We start from the raw sequence: 16,185 nt of genomic DNA, 5'->3' as shown, positions 1-16,185 counted from the left end.
ATGTCGATGCGGCGGATCATGGCGTTGCTGGCGGCGCTGTGCTTGGCGGCCATGGCCGGGCCGGCGGCGGCCTACGACGCGGGCATGGGCGATGCGTCCAATTCCTTGCCCGAGTTTTTCAGCGGCCAGGGCGGCAAACCCTATGATCAGGGGCCGCAGCGCCGTCGGGTGGTGGACCAGGACGAATGGCGACGCCAGTGGAGCGACCCGCGCACCGTTGGCCCCGACGACCGCTCCAAGGCCCCAAACCGGCCCACGGGCACGGACCAATGGAACGTGCCAAAAAACTTTAGCGACTGATATAGCTATAAAAAATCATCGGCCCGGACGCGTTTTCCCAGGCGTCCGGGCTTTTTTTCGTTGCCGGCAATGGTTATCTTTAGTTCAGAAAGCGCATAAGCCGCTTTTCGGAAAGGAGGGCGATCATGAAGCATCTGGCAACCATCGCCGCCCTCGTAGCGACGCTGACCATGGCCGTGCCGGCCCAGGCCTTTGACGTGGGGCGCATGGACGCGGCCAACAGCCTGCCGCCGGGCTATATCGGCGCGGCCGATCTGCCGCCGCGCTCCCAGCCGCGCATGAGCGGCTACGCCCCGGTTGGCGTGGACCAATGGAACGTGCCGCTGGCGTGGAGCGGAGAAGGCCCGCGTCCGGCCACGCGGGGCTGGGCCCACAGCCTGCCCGTGGACGCCGATGAGTGGAACGTGCCGCTGTGGTTCACGCGGCCGCCCGCGGGGCGCTGAGGCCGAGGGGGGCCGGGCCTTTGGGTTCGGCCCCCGCGTTTTGGCGGCCAGTTCGGGCGGGGATGATATTTGATGGGCCGATCAGGCAGTCTTTGCTTGTCTTGCGCGCCGGCCGGTGCTAAATAATCGCGCAGAAGGCCAGATATCATCACGTCTTTTGACGGGCTTCCCCGTTGCCTGCCCATGGCGGCGTATGGCTCTGTTGGACAGCGGACAATTGTGGCGCCACGGCCTGGATTTCGTCAGTCGCCTGGCCGGCTCGCGAGGCGCTCCGTCGCAAGACGGCCGGGCCGACGACCTCTGGTTCTGGCGCGAGCAGGTGTTTTTCGCCGTTTTTCTGGTGTTTATCGTCGCCGGGTCCATTTCATTCGTGCCCACGATGATCGGCGTGATCGAAGGCGAACTGTGGCTGGCGGCCGCCCTCTACACGCTGATCTACGCCTTGGCCGGCGTGGTCACCTTTGCCTGGCGCTTGCCCTACCGGCTGCGGGCGACGCTGGGGCTTTCGCTGCTGTATTGGGTCGGCGCGCTGACCGTCAACGTCATCGGCCTGCACGGCAGCGGGCGCATCTGGCTGTTTACCTTCGCCCTGCTGGGCGCGGCCTTTTTGGGCCTGCGCTTCGGCCTGCTGGCCGTTTTGATCAACTTCGCCACCATGAAGGCCTTTTTGTACCTCGCCCCCGACAAGGCCCGGGAGTGGGAGGCCCTTTATCACCAGGGCGGCCACGAGGCTGTGTGGAATATCGCCACCGCCACGCTGACCCTGCTTTGCCTGACGGCGGTGATGGCCCTGGCCTTTTTGCTCAAAAGCCTGGAGCTCAGCCTGGAGCGGGCCAAGGCCCTGCGCGCCGAGTTGGAGGATCAGGGCCGCCAATTGAGCCGGGCCAACGACGAACTGCGCCGCGAGATCGAACAACGACGCCAGGCCCAGCAGTCCCTGGAGGCCAGTGAACGACGCCACCGCCTGTTGCTGGAGGCCTCGCCGGACCCCATCGTCATGCTGGATCAAGACGGTTTTGTCAGCTACGCCAACCCGGCCTTCGAGGCGACCTTTGGCCCATGCCCCGTGGAGGGCGGACGGGCCAGGCCGCCTTTCACGCCGCCGCCCATCGACGCCACCTCGGCCATGGCCACCATCGGCCTGCTGCAAAAAGGCCGCCATGGCCAGATGCTGGAGGTGGAACTGCGTCAAGCCCCGCTGCCCGGCCCCGACGGCGCGGCGCTGGGCCGCGTGCTGGTGCTGCACGACGTCTCGGAAAGCCGCCGCGCCGAGCGCGAGCGGGTGGCCCGCGAAAAATTGCAGGCGGCCATCGAGACCGCCGGCGCGGCCTGTCACGAACTCAACCAGCCCCTGCAGGCGGTGCTGCTGCAAAGTGAGCTGTTGCTGGAAGACATGGAGCCCGGCGCGGCCGCCCGCCCCGGCGTGGAAACCGTGCTGGCGGCGACCAAACGCATGGCCGAGATCACCTTTGAGTTGAACCGGCTGGCCGAATATCATACAAAACAATACGTGGGCGGGAGCAAGATCCTCGACCTGCGCCGTTCGACCGCCGCCAGCGGCCGGGAACCCTGACATCAAGACGCGGCCCGCCGAGCCGGCCACGTCGAAGGCCTCCGGCATGACCCAGACCAGCCATCCCGACTGCTTCAAGTGCCGCCACCTCAAGGTCACCTGGCGGCCCGAGCGGCCCTACGCCTGCCTGGCCATGGGCTTCAGTTCGCGCCAGATCCCCTGGCAGGTGGTGCTCAACGCTTCGGGTCAGCCGTGCATGCTTTTCGAACCCAAGCCCCAGCGGCCGTCATCCTGACCACCGCCGCGGCGAAAGGCGTTCAACCGGCGGCCCAGGCCAACCCGCAGCGCGGAGGCGATCATGAAGCGCAGATACGTCGGCGCCATCGATCAAGGCACCACCAGCACCAGGTTTTTCATCTACGATCACGATTGCAACGTCGTCGCCCAGGCCCAGCGCGAACACAAGCAATACTTTCCCCAGCCGGGGTGGGTCGAGCACGACGCCGCCGAGATCCTGCACAACGCCTACGAAGTGACCCAGCGGGCCCTGACCAAGGCCGGCCTGACCAGCGGCGACCTGGCGGCCATCGGCGTGACCAACCAACGCGAGACCATCGTCGCCTGGGATGGGCAAACCGCCGCGCCTCTGGGCCGGGCCATCGTCTGGCAAGACGCCCGCACGGCCGAAATCTGCCGGGCGTTGGAAAAAAAACACGGCCCCGAGCTTTTCTGGCGTGTCTGCGGCCTGCCCGTCTCCACCTATTTTTCGGCGGCTAAAATCAAATGGTTGCTGGAAAATTCGCCGGCCGTGGCCCGGACCGCCCGTGACGGCCGCCTGATGCTGGGCACCATGGACGCCTGGCTGATCTGGCGGCTGACCGGCGGCCGCCACGGCGGCGTTCACGCCACCGACGCCACCAACGCCAGCCGCACACTGCTGATGGACATCCAGAACGTGGCCTGGGACGAAGAGATGCTGGGCGTCTTTGGCGTGGAGCGCCAGTGGCTACCGGAAATTCGCCCATCCTGCGGCGTCTACGGCCACACCGACCCCAACGGCCCGCTGGAGGCGGCCGTGCCCATCGCCGGCAACCTGGGCGATCAGCAGGCGGCCCTGTTCGGCCAATGCTGCTTCGACGCCGGCCAGGCCAAGAACACCTACGGCACGGGCTGCTTTTTGCTGTTGAACACCGGCAGCCGCCTGGCGCGCTCCCAAGGCGGGCTGCTGAGCACCGTGGCCTTTCAGGAGGCCGACGGCGCGGTCAGTTACGCCCTGGAAGGCTCGGTGGCGGTGGCCGGTTCCTTGGTGCAGTGGCTGCGCGACAATCTGGGGCTGATCAGGTCGGCCCACGAGATCGAGCCCCTGGCCCGCACGGTGGCCGACAACGGCGGGCTTTATCTGGTGCCGGCCTTTTCCGGTCTTTTCGCCCCCCACTGGGACGCCAAGGCCCGTGGCCTGATGATCGGCCTGACCCACTATATCAACAAGGGCCACATCGCCAGGGCCGCCCTGGAGGCGGTGGCCATGCAGACCTGGGAGGTGGTGCGGGCCATGACCGACGACGCCGGGGCGGCCCTTTCGCAGATGCGCGTCGATGGCGGCATGGTCGAAAACGAGCTGTTGATGCAGTTCCAGAGCGATATCCTGGATCTGCCGGTGATCAAGCCGCAAAACACCGAAACCACCGTGCTGGGCGCGGCCTTTGCCGCCGGCTTGGCCGTGGGCTATTGGAGCGACAAGCAGAGCCTGCGCGCCAAGGCGGCCGTGGAAAAAACCTGGCGGCCGACCATGGGCCAAGCCCAGCGTCAGCGCCGCGTGGCGGCCTGGCTGCGCGCCGTGGAGCGGGCCAAGGGTTGGCTGGTCGAGGAGGATTGAGCTTGTTTCAGAGCCGGCGCGGATTGGCCAAAAGCTCCTCGAACTGCCGCTCCGGCAGGGGTCGGCTGTAGAAATAGCCCTGGATGTAATCGCAGTTCAGACGGCGCAAGATGGCCAACTGGGCCTGGGTCTCGACCCCTTCGGCGATGACGCCGATGCCCATGGAGTGGGCCATGGAGATGATGGTGCCGGGCAGGGTGGCGTCTTCGCCCTCGGATTTGATGTCCATGATGAAGGACTTGTCGATCTTGAGGTAATCCAGCGGCAGATTTTTCAGGTGCGACAGCGACGAATAGCCGGTGCCGAAATCGTCCATGGTGATGGTCAGGCCCCAATCGGCGAGCCTTTTCAGGATGCTCGAGGCCTCGTTGAGGTTTGGTAGCACCAGGCTTTCGGTGATCTCCAACTCCAGGCCGTCTGGCGTCAGGCCCGAGTTGGACAGGGCGTAGCTGACCAGGCTCATCATGTCGACCTCTTGGAACTGGCGCGGCGAGAGGTTCACCGCCACGCGCAACTCGGGGTCGTATTTGTCGCGCCACAACTTGGCTTGTTGGCAGGCGGCGTCGAGCACCCACTGACCGATGGGCACGATCAGGCCGGTCTCCTCGGCCAAGGGGATGAACATGTCGGGCGGCACGAGCCCTTCGTCGGGGCTTTGCCAGCGAATCAGGGCCTCCATGCCTTTCATGCGGCCGTCGCGCAAGTCGACCTTGGGCTGGTAGTAAATCAAAAACTCCTGTCGTTCCAGAGCCTTGCGTAGGCGGTTTTCCAGGTTGAGGCGGTCGGAGACCATGGCGTTGAGCCTGGGCTCGAAAAGATGATAGGTGTTTTTGCCGCGCAGCTTGGCCTGGTGCAAGGCGGTGTCGGCGTTTTTTAGCAGGGTGGCGGCGTCGGCGCCGTCGTTGGGATAGAACGAAAGACCCATGCTGCTGGTGAGGAACAGTTCCTTGCCGGCCAGGTGGAACGGCTCGGCGAACAGCGCGCTGATGTCGTGGACGACCTTGACGCCCTGGCGCGGGTGGGTCAGGCCCTCGGCCATGATCAGGTATTCGTCGCCGCCCTGGCGGCCCACGTTGACGCTCGGGCCGTCCATGGCCGCCAAACGGTGGCCGACCAGCTTGATCAACTGGTCGCCCAGGGGCAGGCCCAGGGTGTCGTTTACGTTTTTGAAATTGTCCAGGTCCAGCGATATGACGGCGACCATCTGCTTGGCGGCCCTGGCCTGATCGATGGCCAGATTGAGTCGGTCGATGAACAGGGTGCGGTTGGGCAGGTCGGTCAAGGCGTCGTAGTTGGCCTGATATTCTATTTTTTCCTCGCTGAGGCGCACGTCGGTGATGTCGTGGAAGATCGACACGTAGCGCAGGACGTTGCCTTCGGCGTCGCGCTGGGCCATGATCGTCTGCCACTCGAGGAAGGCCTCGCCGTTTTTGCGGCGGTTCCAGATCTCACCGGACCATTCGCCGTGCTGGCGGATGGACTGCCACATGGCTTTGTAGAATTCGGGCCCGTGGTGGTCGGAGCGCAGCAGGCGCGGCGTCTTGCCGATGGCCTCGTCGGGGTTGTAGCCGGTGATGATGGTGAAACCGCGGTTGACGGTCTCGATGACGCCTTCGGCGTTGGTGACCATCACGCCCTCGATGGCGTTGTCAAAGAACTTGAAGGCCAGGTCCAATTGATCCTGGGCCTTTTTCTTGTCGGTGATCAGCTCCAGGTAGAGCATCAGGCCGGCGATTTTTTCCTCGGCCGAATACCACGGCCGGCACTCCCAACGGCACCAGTCGACTTGACCGTCGGGGCGGTCGAGGATGTCTTCCTCCATGTGCTCCACGGCCCCGTCCAGGCAGCGTTTGTAGACGGCTTTCCAGCGTTCGGGCAGATTGGGCAGGATTTCGTAAAGCTGGCGGCCGGTCAGATCCTGGCCGCGCAGGCCGAAGCTGTCGACCCAGGCCTTGCTGCCCATGACGAAACGCAGGTCGCTGTCGAGCATGACAATGGAGGCCGGCGCGTGCTCGACGAATAGCTCCAGCAGGTGGCGCTGGGTTTGCAGGGTTTGTTGGTCGCGCTTCTGCTGATCGATGTCGCGCACCACCGCCAGCAACTGGGTTTTGCCCTGGTAGACGGTCTTTTGCAGGCTGATTTCGACCCAGAACAATCGGCCGGACTGATGTTTGGCCAGCCATTCGAAAACCTGGGCGCCGCCCTCGATGGCCGACTGGATCTTTTCCCAGGCCGCTTGTTGGTTGGAGTGGGCGTCGCCGGCGCTGATGTCGGCCACGGAAAGCGCCAGCAATTGGGCCCTGGCATAACCGAAAAGCGTCTCGCAACGCTGGTTGACCTCCAGGATCACGCCGCTCTCGCTATCGTGAACAAAGATGGCGTCGTTGACCGAATTGAAGATGGACAGATAATTCTGCCGTGATTCGCGCAGGGCCCGCTCGGCCTCGTTGCGGTGTTCGATCTCGTTGAGCAGCATGTCGTTGGATTGCTCCAACTGGGCCGTGCGCGCCCGGACTTTCTGCTCCAATTCCTGGCCGGCCAACTCCAGGGCGCGGCGCGAACTTTCCATGAAGTTGAAATGTCGCCGCACGAAGGGGATGGCGTAGGCCCAAAGCGCCAACAGCGCGACCATGGCCGCCGAGGCCAGGATGGCCCCGACCTGGTTGGTCTGGCGGATGTAGGCCAACTTCTGGTCGCCTTCGCGCAGCAGCACCTTTTGAGCCAGGCGCAGGCCGGCGACATACTCCTGGCTGGCCTGGGAGAAGGCGGCGCTTGCCAGCAACTCGGCCGCTTCCTGGCGGCGGCCCGCGCTGGCCAAAGCGATGGCCCTGTCCTCCAGGCCGCGCAGTTGCTCCTCGGCCGCGCGCACGTCGGAAAGGGCCTGGGCAAAGGCTGGCGTGCCCAGGCGCAAGGCCTCGATCATGGCCGCGCTCAACCTCTCGCGGTCGCGGGCGTAGGATTTCAGCCATGATCGATTTCCGGTGGACACGGCAAGCTGGGCGCTGCACGAGAGCATGTCTTGCAGGCCGGCTATCTCGCCGGAAATCTCCAGAATCTTCACTTCGGTTTCGGCGAATTCGTTGGTGCTGACGTAGGCCGAAACAATGTTGCCGCCGATAATCAGCAGCAGCAGAACGGTCAGAACCGCTCCAAGCCAGAGGGGCGTCATGGGCGGTCGCGGCGGATTTTCGCGGGGCGGCTTCACTGGGATCGGCTCCGAGGTGTTGGCCCATGGAGAACCGTTCGCTGTTGATAACGGAAATCTGGTTCGTAAATTCGTGATCACTTCGAATTATGATATGCGCCGGACTTGGAGGCAAGGGCAATGAACCACGCCGCCGCCCCGCTTGGTTGCCGGCTGACATCATTATACAATTATAGACTGGGGCGCTAGGATAAATTGCCGATTCGTGGTGTTTGCCCCGTGATGACGCACGGTTGGGCTTGCATCGCCGCGCCGGGCATGCTACACAAGATTACTTAACAAGAGGATAGCGCTCGAAGCTTTCGGGCGGAGTGAGTCAACCTCGTGCGAGGATAAAAATCCATGAAGATGAAAAAGACGCTTCAGGCCTTGGCCGCGCTGGCCTTGCTGGCCTGTCTGACCGCCGGCTCGGCCTGGGCCGGCCCGGCCGGTTTCGATTTTTCGGGCGCGGTGGGCGCCTGGTTCGTCACGCCCGGCGGCAAGGCCGAAACTCTCGACCTCGACTCCGACCTGGGCCTGGAGACCAAGGCCAACCTGGATTTGTGGCTACGCCTGGAACACCCGGTGCCGCTGCTGCCCGACGTGAAGGTGGAGTATGCCCCGCTCAAGCTCGACGGCGGGCGCGCCTCCAGCGAGGTGGACCTGAAGCTTCTGGACGTGACGGCCTATTGGCATGTGCCGTTTTTGCGCGCGGCCACTTCCGACGTGCTTGACGCCACCTTTGGCGTGGGCGCCCGCTCCTACGACGCCGAGTTGAAGTTCTCCCACCAGGGCCAGACCCGCGGCGTCGACGCCGACAAGATCTTGCCCATGCTCTACGCCGGCGCGCGCATCCAGCCGGTGCGCTATTTCGCCCTGGTCGGCGAACTGCGCGGCTATTCCTGGAATGACGACAAGACCAGCGACGCCATGGTCAAGGTCGAGATCTTCCCCTTTGGCGACTACCTGTTCATGGGCGCTGGCTATCGCTACATGACCCTGCAAAATGCCGACGGCCCGCGCCACGACGACGAACTGAACATGGACATCAAGCAGGGCGGCTTTTTCATGGAAGTGGGCTTCGACATCTGATCGCCCGCCGCGCTTTCGCCCAAAGTCCCCCGCCGCGCCCGGCTAGACGCGGCGAGGGCTTTTTTCATTCGCGGGGCAGCGACAACCTGGGCGGCGTTGCGATCTGGGCCGGCGGCATGGGTTCGGCAGGGCGATCGGGCTGACCAGGGCCGTCGCCATTGCCGCGTTGGCCCAGCACGATGCGAGCCAGGTCGGCGGCGATCTGGTCCAGGGCCAGGGATTGTTCCTCCAGGTGGACGCAGTGGGCGCTGCTTTCCTGGGCGGCGGCGCTGTTGGCCGACACGGCCTGGTCGATGTGGCGCACGGCTTGGTCGATATGGCCCATGCCTTGGGCCTGTTCGGCGGCGGCGGCGCTGATCTGGTTGAGCAGGGCGCTGGTCTGGCCGACGGTCCGCTCGACCACGGCGAAGCTGCCCCTGGTCTGCTCGACGCGCCTGAGGCCTTCGTTGATGCCGGCCAGCACGCCGTCGATGAGGGCCTGGGTCTTTTTCGCCTCCTCGGACGAGCGCCGGGCCAGGCCGCGCACCTCGTCGGCCACCACGGCGAAGCCGTTGCCCTTCTCGCCGGCCCGGGCGGCCTCCACGGCGGCGTTCAACGATAGCATGTTGGTCTGGAAGGCCAGGCTCTCGATGCTGGTGACGACGCCGGTGATCTTACGGCTGTCATCGGCGATCTGGCGCATGGCTTGCAAAAGCTCGGCCACCTGTCGCTTGGCCGTGTCCGAGGCCTGGCTGACGGTGTTCATCAACTCGTCGGCGGCGGAGGTGTGCTGGGCGGTGCTGTTGATCAGGGCGGCCAGTTGTTGAGCCGCCGCCGAGGTCTGCTCCAGGCTGGCCGCCTGTTGGCACGAGTTGCCGGCCAGGGCCTGGGATGAGTTGGCCACCTGCAGGGAGGTGTTTTTCAACTCGCCGGCGGCCTGGCCCAGGCGGTCGGCCGCGCGGCGCACGGGTTCGACGATGCGGTGAATCAGGGGCAGGCCCAGCAAGGCGGCCATGGCCATGGCGCACAGGCCGATGATCAAGACGCCGTTGCGGATCGAGCGCGATGTGGCCATCAACTCGGCCACGTCCTGGGTGACGGCCACGCTCCAGCCGGCGGCCTTGATCGGCGCGAAGGCGGCCACCTTGTTTTCGCCGTGGAAACGATACTCCGTCACGCCCGCGCGGCCGGCGAGGATCTCTTCGGCCATGGCGGCCATGCCGGCTTCGTCGGCGATGTTTAGTTTGAGCACCAGGCCTTTGTCGGGGTGGGTGATCAAGCGGCCGGTGGAGTCGAGCAAAAAGGCGTAGCCGGTCTGGCCCGGGTGTACATCGGCCAGGTGGCGGGCCAGGCGCTCGACGGCCATGGTGAAGACCACCGCGCCCAGGTAGTTCTTTTTCCAGTCGAAAATTGGCGCGCCGATGAGGATGCGCGGCCGGCCGTCTTTTTTGTCGGCAAAGACCTGGCTGACGGCCGGGCCCTTGGCCACGCGCTCCAAAAAGGCGGCGTTATCCAGAACCTGGCCCTTGATCTGGCCTTCGCGGCTGTCGGCGAAGATCTGGCCCTGGGCGTTGACGGCCACCAGTTGCTCCAGGTCGCGGCGGCGCTCCTTGACGATGGTGGTGAATTCGTTGGAAAATCCATGCACTTCGGCGCGCGGCACGTCCACGCCGTCCTCGGCCACGATGCCCGCCGCCCGCGACAGGGCCTGTTGGCTGGCCATCTCGTTGACCGAGACCAGGTTGGACTCCAGCGACAGGGCGATCAGCTCCGCCAAGTGTTTGCTGGACGCCCTGGCGCCATCCAGGGCCATCTCCCACATGTCGTCGCCGGCCTTCTGAAAGGCGAACCAGCCGACGATCACCAGCGGCGCGGCGATCAACACCACCGCCGCCAGCAGCAACTTGCCTTTGATCCCTCTGAAACGCATGCGAAACCTTCTTTTTTGACTTGGCCGGGGCAGGCCGCGGCGAGCGCATCGCCTCGGCGCGGCAGATTTGATATTGCCGGGGCAATGTGTCGATCTGGTGACGGTGGATTGGCTTTTCGGGAAAAGATCGTCCATCGTTTTGATAATCAATGCAAATTGCCTGATTAACGACGTGGGTTGGCGGCGTTGCCCAATGATTCGAGCAGTATGCTATTATGGTATAAGAGTGAAAATAGTTGCCGAGGACTCCTTCGTCCAATAGCCATTCGACTCGACCGGGGGGCCGCTTTTCGTGGAGCGCTTTGGCTTGCTGAAAAAAATGAAACTCGCTCCGCGGCTGGGCTTGGCCTTCGGCGTGATGTTGGCCCTGCTGGTGGGCCTTGGCCTGTTCGCCCTGAGCCAGATGGACGCCCTGTCCAGGCTCAACGCCGACCTCTATGAACACCCCTTCGCCGTCAAGGGCGCGGCCCTGGCCGTAGACGCCAGCATCGTCAAAATAAACAATCATATCAATGTGATGTCCGACAGTGGCGACGCCAACGCGATCTCCGCCGAGTTGGCCAAGGCGGCTGACCTGCAACGCCAGGTCAAAGAGCATTTTCGCATAATCCACGAAAGATTCCTGGGCCATCCGTCGTTGCGCCTGCGGGCGGAGGAGCGCTTTACCCGCTTGATGGCCGTGGCCAGGGAAGTGGCCGCCTTGGCCGGAGCCGGCGACCTGGAGGCCGCCCAGGCCAAGGCCAAGGGCGAAGGCGTGGCCGCCACGATGGAGGCCGTGGCGGCGATGGGCCGAGTGCGCGCCTTTGCCGAGGGCAAGGCCGCCGAGTTTTTCGCGGCCAGCGAGCGGGCCAGCGCCCAGGCCATGGTGGCGGTTTGGCTGGCCATGGCCGTGGCCTTGCTGACGGGCCTGGCTCTGACGATGCTTTTCGCGCGCTCGATCGTCCTGCCGGCCAAGGAGATCGCCGCGGCCGCCGAGGCCGTGGCCGGCGGCGATCTTTCACGGCGCATCGGCTACCACGGCGACGACGAGATCGGCCAGATGGCCGAAAGCCTGCGGCGCATGCTGGCCGGGGTCATCGGTGAGGGCCAGTCGATCAAAAACGGCTTCACCGTGCCGTTCTGGACGGCCGACAAAAACCTGGCGCTGACGTTCATGAACCAGGCCGCCGCGGCCATCGCCTCCGACATCACCGGCCTGGGGCCCGAACGCATCGTCGGCCGCCTGACCGTCAGCGAGGCCCTGGCTGACGAAGCGGGCATGGTGGCCGTCCTGGCCGCCGACTGCCTGGCCAGCGGGCAAAAACAGCAGGCCGAGGTGTCCTTCAACCACGCTGGCGCGCGGACCATCCTCCACCTGACCACCTCGCGGCTGTTGGACCAAAACGGCTTGGTCATCGGCGTGATGGGCGTGGGCGTCGACATAACCGCCCGCCGTCAGGCCGAGGTGGCCCTGCGCCAGCGCGAGGCCCTGCTCAACGACGTGGGCGCCTTGGCCAGGATCGGCGGCTGGGAGGTCGACACGGTCAGCGGCCAGGGCAAGTGGACCGCGGCTACCTACGATATCTGTGAATACGATCCGGGCCAACCGTCGCCGCCCGTCGACGAGTTCGTCGAGTCCTATCTGCCGGAATATCGCGCTGGCATCGCCAGCAAGATAAAAAACCTGATGGAGCTTGACCAGCCGCTGCTTTTCGAGGCCCAGTTCGTCACGGCCAAGGGCAACCTGAAATGGGCGCGCGTCCAGGGGCGGGCCGAGCGGGAGGGCGGGCGCTGCACGCGGATTTTCGGGGCTTTTCAAGACATCACCGAGCAAAAGCGGGCCGGCGAGGAGCGCAAGCTCTTGGAGGCCCAACTGCGCCAATCGCAAAAGATGGAGGCCATCGGCACCTTGGCCGGCGGCGTGGCCCATGATTTCAACAATATCCTTTCGGCCATCATCGGCTACGTGGAGCTCGCGCTGCTGGATTCGGCCGGAGATGAAGCGCTACGGGGCAATCTGGAGCAGGTGCTCAAAAGCAGTTGGCGCGCCCGCGACCTGGTGGCCCAACTGCTGGCCTACAGCCGCAAGCAGTTGCTCAGCATGTCCACCTTCGGCCTGGATGAAGTGGTCGGCCGCAACGAGGCCATGTTGCGGCGCATCGTCGGCGAGGACATCGACCTGGAGGTGAACCTCAGCCCCTTCACGGGCGTGGTGCGCGCCGACGTCAGCCAACTGGAGCAAGTGCTTCTGAACCTGGTGGCCAACGCCCGCGACGCCATGCCCACCGGCGGAAAGATCACCCTGGAGACCGACAACGTCCATCTGGACGAAAACTACGCCGCCCGTCACGCCGAGGCCACGGTGGGGCCCCACGTGATGCTGGCCGTCAGCGACAACGGGCCGGGCATGGACAGCCAGACCCAAGAGCGCATCTTCGACCCGTTTTTCACCACCAAGGGCGCGGGCAAGGGCACCGGCCTGGGCCTGGCCATGGTCTATGGCATCGTCAAACAGCACGGCGGCAGCATCTATGTCTATAGCGAACCGGGCCAGGGCAGCACGTTCAAGATATATCTGCCCCGGGTCACCGCCCCTTCCGGCGATTTGGCCGAACCCGCGCTCCTGGCCCAGCCCGTGGGCGGCCACGAGACCATCTTGCTGGTCGAGGACGACGACGTGGTCCGCGATTTCTCCGGCCGCATGCTCGAGCGCCTGGGCTACGTCGTCCTGGCCGCCGCCGACGGCGATGACGCCTTGCGACTGGCCGCCGCCACCGAGCGGGTGGACCTGCTGCTCACCGACGTGATCATGCCCAGGATGAGCGGCAAGGAACTGGCCCGGCGCCTGAGCGCCCAGCGCCCGGAGATTAAGGTGCTCTACATCTCGGGCTACACCGACAATGTCATCGCCCACCACGGCGTGCTCGACGCCGGCGTGGCTTTCCTGCAAAAACCGGCCGCCCTCCACGCCCTGGCCGCCAAGGTGCGTCAGGTGCTCGACGCCTGAGAGCCGGCGGCGTTCAGCCGTTTTGGCTCAGGGGGCGGTCGAGCATCCGGCGCACCGCGCCCAGCATGTCCACCCGCCGGAAGGGTTTGGCCAGAAAATCGATCGCGCCGTGGTCCAATGATTGACGCACTTGGCTGTCGTCAGCGTAACCGCTGGCGATGAGGATGCGCAGGCCCGGCCAGCGGGCCAGCAACTCCTTGGCGCAACGCAGCCCGCCCATGCCGGGCATGCCCAGATCCAGAATCACCAAATGCGGCGGATAAGCCCGCCTTTTCAGCGCATCCAAGGCGTCCTCGCCACTGGCGGCCTCAAGCACCCCATAACCGACCGCCTCCAGATGCTGGCGGGCGAAACGCCGCAGGAGCGGTTCGTCGTCGACCACCATGATCGTTTCGTGGCCGCCCGGCGGTGATTCGTCGTCCGGCGCGACCTGCTCGGCCGGCAAGGGCCCTTGATGGGGCGGCAGATAGATGGTGAAGCTGCTTCCTCGGCCGAGCTCGCTGTGGCAGGTCACGTGACCGCCGTGGCTTTTGATCGTGCCGAAGACCGTGGACAGGCCCAGGCCGGTGCCCTTGCCGACTTCCTTGGTGGTGAAAAAGGGGTCGAACATTTTGGCGATGGTTTCGCGGTCCATGCCCTGGCCTTGGTCCGTGAAGCGCAGCAGGACGTACTCGCCGGAAAAGGGCTGGCCGCAGCCGGTGCAGAAGCCATCGGACACGACGGCCAGTTCCGTGACGATGTTGATCTTGCCGCCGTCGGGCATGGCGTGGGCGGCGTTGCTGGCCAGGTTCAAGAGCACCTGGCCGATCTGATTGGCGTCGGCCAAGATCGGCGGCAGGCCGCGGGCCAGGCTGGTTTCGATCTCGATCATCTTGGGCAGGGTGCGTTTGAGCACGGCGATGGTGCGCTCGACTTCCTCGCTCAGGTCCATGGCTTTAAACTGAGGGGCCACCTTACGGCTGAAGGTGAGGATCTGGCGCACCAGCTCCTTGGCCCGATCCACCGATGCGATGATCTGTCGCAGATCGGCAGCGTCCAGGCCATGATCATGAGCCTGGTCCATGGCCAACTCCACCGAGCCCAGGATGGCGCCCAGAATATTGTTGAAATCGTGGGCAATGCCGCCGGCCAGCACGCCGATGGCCTCCATTTTCTGGGCCTGGCGCAGTTGCTCCTCCAGCGCTTTTTTCTGATCATCGGCCTTTTTGCGCTCGGTGACGTCGCGCACCAAGGCCCACATGGCCGTTGGCGCGCCGGCGGCGTCCTTGATCATGAACACGCGCAGCTCCACCGGAAAGAGCGAACCGTCCTTGCGCCGGTATTGTTTTTCGTAAACATCAGAATGGCCTCGAGGCAAGATGTGCCCCTCGAGGATTTGTCGGTCCATCTCGCGCCATCGCTCTGGCGTCAGGTCGTGGTAGCGCAGGCGGAGCAACTCCTCGGCCGGGTAGCCGACCATGGCCCGGAACGATTCGTTGAAGTCGATCAGCCGGCCGGTCATGTCGGTCACGGCCACGCCGTCGGTCATGCTCTCGAACAGGGTGCGGTATTTGGCCTCGGAGGCGCGGATGGCCGCCTCGGCCTGACGCTGGGCGTTGACGTCGACGGCCACCGTCAGCATGCAGTCGCGGCCGTTGATGCGCAGGCGTTCGGCCGAAAACAAGATCGTCTTGACCTCGCCCGACTTGGCGCGAATGGCCACGTCCACGCCACTGACTCGCCCTCCCTCCCGCAACGCCTCCACCACGGCGCGCCGCTGTCCGGGCTCCGCCCAAAAGCCCAACTCCGTGCTGCGGCGGCCGAGCACTTCCCCGGCTCGACAGCCGACGAAATCCAAAAAAGCCGCGTTGGCGTCGATCATGATCCCTTCCGGGAAGCTGCTCAGCACCATCAGCGCGGGGCTGGCGGCAAAGGCCCTGGCGAACTTCTCCTCGCTTTCGCGTAGCGATTCCTGGGTGGCCTCGATGGTGTGGCCGATCCGCCTGGCCAGGCGCAGCACCACCACGGCTGTGACGGCGGTGAAGACCACGGCCAGCACCGCCGAGACCAACGCCCGGCTGACGCCGGCGCCGTGCAAGGATTTGGCCGCCAGGCCGTGCAGCAAGATGATCGTGGTGGTCAGCGGCAGAAAGGCCCGCAACATCACCGCCCGTGGCGAATGACCGACCAGCGGCCGCAACGCGGCGCTCTCTGGCCCGCAGGCCGCCGCGCAACCCGCGCCCAGGGCGATGAAGCCAAGGGACGTCGTGGCGGCCAAGGGGATGAAACTGCCGCCATAAAGCAGCGGTGAATCGAACAGATAGCCAACCGTGGCCACGAAGCCGGCCGTGACCGTGACCAGGCCCATGATCGCCCCGGCGTCCAACGCCTGGCGCGCGCGCGGCCAGGTCAGCGCGACCAACTGGCCGCAGCCGGCCAGGGCGAACAACCCGCCGGTCAGCGGCGACATCTGAAAAAGGGGGATGGCGCCCAGCCTTTGCCCCGGCGCGGCGATGCCACTGTCCGGGCTGATGTCCAGGCCCGTGAGGTAGGCCGCCAGCCCCAACGCGCCCAGCAGGATCGAGATGGACAAAACGACAAGGGCCACGCCGCGAAAAAGCTCGCTTGGCGACGAAAAGCCGCGCGACAGCAACGTCAGGCCTTGGCCGACGAACAACGCGCCGGTCAGCGGGGCCATGGGCACGTAATCGGGCCCCAGGCTGGCCAGGGTGGGCTTGCCGATCAGCCACGCAGCCAGGCCCAACAGGCCCAGGACCACGGCCGCCGCTCCGCACGCCAACACCGTGGTTTGCATCGAAGATCGACGATCGACGACCATGATCACATCCTTCATTGGGCTTGGCGCGCCCACCCGGCTCGGAACTCGATCGGCTTGCCGGACA

General features: G+C 65.2%; 10 protein-coding genes. 7 read left to right on the top strand and 3 right to left on the bottom strand.

The window, feature by feature from the left end; all coding sequences use genetic code 11:
• The first annotated feature begins 6 nt into the window (after positions 1-6).
• The 5 genes from DEBA_RS11290 (at position 7) to glpK (ending at position 4,132) form a co-directional block, all read left to right on the top strand.
• Complete coding sequence (locus tag DEBA_RS11290) at positions 7-300, top strand: hypothetical protein (RefSeq protein WP_013259065.1); 294 nt, start codon at positions 7-9, stop codon at positions 298-300.
• 125 nt (positions 301-425) lie between these two features.
• Entirely contained in the window at positions 426-743 is a 318-nt protein-coding gene (locus DEBA_RS17165; RefSeq protein ID WP_013259064.1) for a hypothetical protein, read from the top strand.
• A gap of 193 nt (positions 744-936) precedes the next feature.
• Complete coding sequence (locus tag DEBA_RS11280; RefSeq protein ID WP_013259063.1) at positions 937-2,316, top strand: PAS domain S-box protein; 1,380 nt, start codon at positions 937-939, stop codon at positions 2,314-2,316.
• A 46-nt stretch (positions 2,317-2,362) separates the two neighbouring features.
• A complete protein-coding gene (locus DEBA_RS11275; RefSeq protein ID WP_013259062.1) occupies positions 2,363-2,551 on the top strand; it encodes a hypothetical protein in 189 nt (62 codons plus the stop codon).
• A gap of 63 nt (positions 2,552-2,614) precedes the next feature.
• On the top strand, positions 2,615-4,132 hold the full coding sequence (gene glpK / locus DEBA_RS11270; RefSeq protein ID WP_013259061.1) for a glycerol kinase GlpK: 1,518 nt from the start codon (positions 2,615-2,617) through the stop codon (positions 4,130-4,132).
• Between the two features lie 7 nt (positions 4,133-4,139).
• On the opposite strand, the gene DEBA_RS17160 is transcribed toward glpK, so the two are convergent.
• Positions 4,140-7,301, bottom strand: a complete 3,162-nt coding sequence (locus tag DEBA_RS17160; protein WP_050762333.1) for a sensor domain-containing protein — start codon at positions 7,299-7,301, stop codon at positions 4,140-4,142.
• A gap of 378 nt (positions 7,302-7,679) precedes the next feature.
• Here DEBA_RS17160 and DEBA_RS11260 point away from each other — a divergent pair, with 378 nt between their 5' ends.
• Positions 7,680-8,408 (top strand): TIGR04219 family outer membrane beta-barrel protein, encoded by a 729-nt coding sequence (locus tag DEBA_RS11260; protein WP_013259059.1) that lies wholly within the window; start codon positions 7,680-7,682, stop codon positions 8,406-8,408.
• 64 nt (positions 8,409-8,472) lie between these two features.
• Here the strand turns inward: DEBA_RS11260 and DEBA_RS11255 are convergent, their stop codons facing one another.
• Positions 8,473-10,317: a methyl-accepting chemotaxis protein gene (locus tag DEBA_RS11255; protein ID WP_013259058.1), complete on the bottom strand. Its 1,845-nt coding sequence runs from the start codon at positions 10,315-10,317 to the stop codon at positions 8,473-8,475.
• 307 nt (positions 10,318-10,624) lie between these two features.
• Between DEBA_RS11255 and DEBA_RS17155 the strand changes: the two genes are divergently transcribed.
• Complete coding sequence (locus tag DEBA_RS17155; protein WP_013259057.1) at positions 10,625-13,303, top strand: ATP-binding protein; 2,679 nt, start codon at positions 10,625-10,627, stop codon at positions 13,301-13,303.
• Between the two features lie 13 nt (positions 13,304-13,316).
• On the opposite strand, the gene DEBA_RS11245 is transcribed toward DEBA_RS17155, so the two are convergent.
• Positions 13,317-16,136 carry a PAS domain-containing hybrid sensor histidine kinase/response regulator gene (locus DEBA_RS11245; protein WP_043814355.1) on the bottom strand — a complete coding sequence of 940 codons (2,820 nt, stop codon included), beginning with the start codon at positions 16,134-16,136 and terminating at the stop codon, positions 13,317-13,319.
• Positions 16,137-16,185: the final 49 nt, after the last annotated feature.

The sequence above is a fragment of the Desulfarculus baarsii DSM 2075 genome, from assembly GCF_000143965.1.
Classification (GTDB): domain Bacteria; phylum Desulfobacterota; class Desulfarculia; order Desulfarculales; family Desulfarculaceae; genus Desulfarculus; species Desulfarculus baarsii.
This window is presented reverse-complemented; position numbering and strand designations above follow the sequence as displayed.